Annotated in this window: 5 protein-coding genes; 3 read left to right on the forward strand and 2 right to left on the reverse strand. The window is 69.2% G+C overall.

Features of this window, described 5'->3' with window-relative positions; translation table 11 throughout:
• From D180_RS21585 to D180_RS21595, 3 genes are all read left to right on the forward strand, one after another.
• Positions 1 to 233, forward strand: a 233-nt coding sequence (locus D180_RS21585) for an ATP-binding protein (protein WP_043091521.1), incomplete at its 5' end; no start/stop codon positions are given.
• 215 nt (positions 234 to 448) lie between these two features.
• Complete coding sequence (locus tag D180_RS21590) at positions 449 to 2032, forward strand: DUF1800 domain-containing protein (RefSeq protein ID WP_051064879.1); 1584 nt, start codon at positions 449 to 451, stop codon at positions 2030 to 2032.
• A gap of 29 nt (positions 2033 to 2061) precedes the next feature.
• Positions 2062 to 3252: a DUF1501 domain-containing protein gene (locus tag D180_RS21595; RefSeq protein WP_017914410.1), complete on the forward strand. Its 1191-nt coding sequence runs from the start codon at positions 2062 to 2064 to the stop codon at positions 3250 to 3252.
• 240 nt (positions 3253 to 3492) lie between these two features.
• Here the strand turns inward: D180_RS21595 and D180_RS21600 are convergent, their stop codons facing one another.
• Together D180_RS21600 and D180_RS21605 are read right to left on the reverse strand one after the other, a co-directional pair.
• Positions 3493 to 4281, reverse strand: coding sequence for a M90 family metallopeptidase (locus tag D180_RS21600; RefSeq protein WP_043091522.1), 789 nt, complete (start codon positions 4279 to 4281; stop codon positions 3493 to 3495).
• Positions 4248 to 4487, reverse strand: a complete 240-nt coding sequence (locus tag D180_RS21605) for a hypothetical protein (RefSeq protein ID WP_051064880.1) — start codon at positions 4485 to 4487, stop codon at positions 4248 to 4250. The genes D180_RS21600 and D180_RS21605 overlap by 34 nt, the downstream gene beginning before the upstream one ends.

Raw genomic sequence — 4487 nt, forward strand, 5'->3', positions numbered from 1 at the left:
GCCGCGCCGGCCTGATCATCGCGGTGGAGGACGACGGCCCCGGCATCGCGCCGGAAGAGGTCGCCCACATCCTGCAGCGCGGCGTGCGCGGCGACGAGCGCGTGCATGGCCACGGCATCGGCCTGGCGATCGTGCAGGACCTGGTCAAGGGCTACCGCGGCGAGCTGCAGGTCAGCCGCTCCGAGGAACTGGGCGGGGCGCGCTTCCTGGTCACCTTGCCGCCGGGGTTGTAAGCCCGACAACACGCCCCTGTGCTGGTCTGGGACCGGCATCCCGCTGCGCAGCGACGACCCGCGCCAATCGAGTCGCTGCCCGCGCCGCTGCAGTGCAGCAGCAGGTGAATCCCGTGCAAATGACCGGGAGGTTTCCGACAGAGGCTTAACGCGACCGGCGCGCAGCTGGCGATACTGCGCCGGTCTTCACGCCGCTTTTCGTCCAGGAGCCCCGCATGTCCGCATCCCGGCATCGTCCTGCAGCAACGCGTCTGCGCGTGCGCGGCCGGCGCGCGCTGCGCAATACCCAGCGGTTGCTGCTGTCGTTGCTGCTGGTGCTGTTCACCGTCGGCGCCATCGCTGCCACCGACAAGGTGCTCAAGCGCGACGATGCGCGCTGGCTGCAATCGATGACCACCGGCCTGGACAGCGCCAGCGTGGCGCAGTTCGAGCGCGATGGCCGCAAGCGCTTCCTGCGCGAGCAATTGCAGGCCGACGGTGGCGATGCCGCCCTGCCGGCGCCGGTGCGCGCGCAACTGGACGGCTACGCCGCGCTGCACACGCCGGTCCAGGAACTGCTCAAGCAGCAGGCCGCCGCACAGCAGGCGATCAAGGCGATGCCGGATGGCGATGCCAAGGTCGCTGCGAAGAAGGCCGCGCAGCAGCGCGGCGATCTGCTGCTGAACCAGGCACGCCAGGCGCAGCTGCTGCGTTCCATCTACGCGCCCGACCAGCTGCGCGAGCAGATGGTGTGGTTCTGGCTCAACCATTTCAGCGTGTTCGCCGACAAGGGTCGCCTGCACTGGACCGTGGCCGACTACGCCGACAACGCGATCCGCCCGCACGCGCTGGGCAAGTTCTCCGACCTGGTGATGGCGACGCTGGAGAGTCCGGCGATGCTGGAGTACCTGGATAACGCGCAGAACGCCAAAGGCAAGGTCAACGAGAACTACGCGCGCGAGTTGATGGAGCTGCACACCCTCGGCGTCGATGCCGGCTACACGCAGAAGGACGTGCAGCAACTGGCGCTGATCCTGACCGGCGTCGGCATCGCGCCGGTCGACCGCGACGGCCCGCCGAAGCTGCCGCCGGCGCTGCAGGCGCAGTATGTGCGCCGTGGCGCGTTCGAGTTCAATCCGGCGCGGCACGAACCCGGCGACAAGACTCTACTCGGCCAGCGCATCGCCGGCGGCGGCTTCGACGAGGTCGAGCGCGCGGTGCAACTGATCGTGCGCCAGCCGGCATGCGCGCATTTCATCTCGCGGCAATTGGCCGAGTACTTCGTCGCCGACGATCCGCCGCCGGCGCTGGTGGAGAAGATGGCGCGCACGTTCCAGCGCAGCGACGGCGACATCGCGGCGGTGCTGCAGGTGATGTTCACCGCACCGGAGATGGCGGCCGGCGCGCCGCACAAGTTCAAGGATCCGTACCGCTTCCTGGTCTCGGCGCTGCGCCTGGCCTACGACGGGCAGACCATCGTCAATCCGCAGCCGTTGCTGGGCTGGTTGAACCAGATGGGCGAGCCGAGCTTCGGACGCATCACGCCCGATGGCTGGTCGCTGCAGTCCAGTGCCTGGAACAGTTCCGGGCAAATGGCGCAGCGCTTCGAGATCGCGCGTGCGATCGGCAACGGCAACACCCAGCTGTTCACCGTCGAGGGGCAGCAGCGCGGCGGCTTCCCGCAACTGAGCACGCCGCTGTACTACCACGCGATCGAGCCGCAACTAAGCGATGCCACACGCCAGGCGCTGGCGCAGGCGCGCTCGCAGCAGGAGTGGAACGGCTACCTGCTGGCGTCCCCCGACTTCAATTACCGCTGACTGCGGCCTTCGCCGCCCGGAGTTCCGCCATGCACCGTCGCCGCTTCTTGCTCGCGTCCGCCGCCGCTGCGGCCAGCCTGCCGTTCGCCGGGCGCCTGTTCGCCGCACCGGCGCCGTCGCCGCGTTTGTTGGTGGTATTCCTGCGCGGCGGCTACGACTGCAACAACCTGCTGGTCCCGTACGCGAGCGATTTCTACTACGCCTCGCGGCCGAGCCTGGCCATCGCCAGGCCGGATCCGACCAATCCGAACAGCGCCATCGCGCTGGACACGCAGTGGGGCCTGAACCCACGGCTGCGCGACACGCTGATGCCGCTGTGGAACGACAAGCAGCTGGCCTTTGTGCCTTTCGCCGGCACCGACGACCTGTCGCGCAGCCACTTCGAGACCCAGGACAGCATCGAGGCCGGGCAACCGGCCGGGCAGCGCAGCGACTACCGCACCGGCTTCCTGGCGCGGCTGTCGCAGGTGGCCACCGGCACGCCGTCGATCGCCTTCACCGACTCGCTGCCGCTGAGTTTCCAGGGCGGCGGCGACATTCCCAATCTCTCGCTCAAGCGCAATCCGACCCCGGCCTTCGACCAGCGCCAGGCCGACATCCTCGCCGGCATGTACCACGGCACCCAGTTGGCCAGTGCCGCGCACGACGGCCTGGCGCTGCGCCAGCAGGTCTCGCAGGCCCTGCGCGACGAGATGCAGCAGGCCAACCGCGGCGCCGCCAGCGCGCGCACCTTCGCCGACGAGACCCGCCGCATCGCCACGCTGATGCGCGAGCGCTACCGGCTCGGCTTCGTCGATGTCGGCGGCTGGGACACGCACGTCAACCAGGGCAGCACCGACGGCGCGCTGGCCAACAACCTGGCCAACCTGTCCGAGGGGCTGTCGGCCTATGCCGAGGCGCTGGGACCGGAGTGGCGCAATACGGTGGTGGTGGTGCTGTCCGAGTTCGGCCGCACCTTCCGCGAGAACGGCGACAAGGGCACCGACCACGGCCACGGCACCACGTACTGGGTGCTGGGCGGCGGGGTCAACGGCGGCCGCATCGCCGGCGAGCAGGTGGCGGTGAGCAAGGACAAGCTGTTCCAGGACCGCGACTACCCGGTGCTGACCAACTACCGCGACATGTTCGCTGGCCTGCTCGGCCGCATGTGGAGCCTGTCGCCGACGCAACTGCAGAAGGTGTTTCCGCAGGCGCATGCGCGGGATTTGAAGTTGGTGTGATGCGTTTTCCGCGATGGAGGGATTCGGGAGATGTCCTGTACGAGCGGCTTCAGCCGCGACAGGTACCGGAACGCCCCATCGCGGCGGAAGCCGCTCATACCCGGCACCTGGCGCCCGGCGGGTGCACTGTGGGAGGGACTTCAGTCCCGACGCGTGACGCGCTCGACTCCCCGTACCGCATGCTTTGTCGCGTTCATCGCGGCGACGTCTTGAAGCGATGCCTCAAGACTCGATGGCCGCTCAGTCCGCGGCAAACGGAGAGCGACCATAGAACCGCGCCAGATGCGCCGCCACTTCCGGCATCTCGCGTTGCAGCCGCTCTGGGGCGGAAAAGTGATATTCGCTGACCACCGCGAAGAATTCTTCCGGCGCTTCGGCGGCGTAGGCGTCGATCTCGCTGGCGCGGCCGCGGTCCACGCGCGCGCAGAAGGTGTCGTAGCTGCGCTGGAAATCGTCGGCCCATTGCCGTTGCCACGTACGCGGCAGCAGCGGCGTGCCGTCCAGGGCGCCGTCGAGCACGTCGAGCTTGTGCGCCATCTCGTGCACCGCTACGCAGTAGCCGGCACGTGGATCGTCCAGGTCGGCCTGCACGTCGGCCCAGGACAGGATCAACGGGCCGCTGTCCCAGGATTCGCCGATCAGTTCGTCTTCCCACTCGTGCAGCACGCCGGCCGCGTCTACATGGCTGCGCTGCACGCGGAACGCGTCCGGGTAGACCAGCAATTGCGACCAGCCGCGCATGCCCTCGATGCCATACTCCAGCAGCGGCAGACAGCACAGTGCGGCGAGCAGGCCGCACTGCCGGGCATCCAGCTGCAGGCCGCCCAGCGGCGAGATGGTCTTGCGATGCAGGAATTCGCTGGCCAGCGTACGCAGGCGCTGTTCGCGCGGCGCATCCAGGGCGGCGACCCAGGCGCAGTCGCGGCGCACGGCCTGCCAGGTAGGGTCATCGATGGCGGCGGGTTTCGACCACAGCCCGCGCAGCCAGCGTGGAATCAGCGGAACATCCCCGGCAGGAAGCTGTGCCACTTCGGCATGCGCATGCGCGGCACCAGGTCGCTGTCGCTGCCGCCGCCCGTGGTGGTCGAAGCCGGCTTGCCGGTGGCGGCGGGCGCATGCAGCGCCGCGGGCGGGCGCGTCGGCGTGCTGTCGGCATCGGCCGCGTCGCCGTAGGTGCAGTCGGTGTGCGGCTTCTCCGCCAGCACGTTGGACGCGTGGGCGGCGGCGAGTGGCAG

The organism is Xanthomonas sp. SHU 166 (assembly GCF_000364685.1).
GTDB classification, from domain to species: domain Bacteria; phylum Pseudomonadota; class Gammaproteobacteria; order Xanthomonadales; family Xanthomonadaceae; genus Xanthomonas_A; species Xanthomonas_A sontii.